Genomic DNA, 387 nt, shown 5'->3' with positions numbered 1-387 from the left:
GCGTTAAAATTGGTATGACATTCTCAGGTGGTTTCATAGATTATATTTTATATGGTTTATTAAACTGGGATCGTTCACACGCATTATTAGTTATTCCAGACGGTATTGTATATGCTATCGTGTATTACTTCTTATTCGACTTTGCAATTCGTAAGTTTAAATTTAAAACACCAGGTCGTGAAGATGAAGAAACTGAAATTCGTAACTCTAGTGTCGCAAAATTACCATTTGATGTCTTAGATGCAATGGGTGGAAAAGAAAACATTAAACATTTAGATGCATGTATTACACGTCTGCGCGTAGAAGTGGTTGATAAATCAAAAGTAGATGTAGCAGGTATTAAAGCTTTAGGCGCATCAGGTGTATTAGAAGTTGGAAACAATATGC

1 protein-coding gene is annotated in these 387 nt (G+C 34.4%); it reads left to right on the top strand.

Annotated features, from left to right (window positions below):
* Positions 1 to 387 (top strand): glucose PTS transporter subunit EIIB (locus HFC70_RS26675; RefSeq protein ID WP_168476320.1); only part of this gene is annotated, 387 nt, incomplete at both ends.

Origin of the sequence: Agrobacterium sp. a22-2, from assembly GCF_012276985.1 — a bacterium.
In the GTDB taxonomy this organism is placed as follows: Bacteria; Pseudomonadota; Alphaproteobacteria; order Rhizobiales; family Rhizobiaceae; genus Allorhizobium.
Note: the sequence above shows the minus strand (reverse complement) of the source record. Positions and strands in the feature narration are given on the sequence as shown.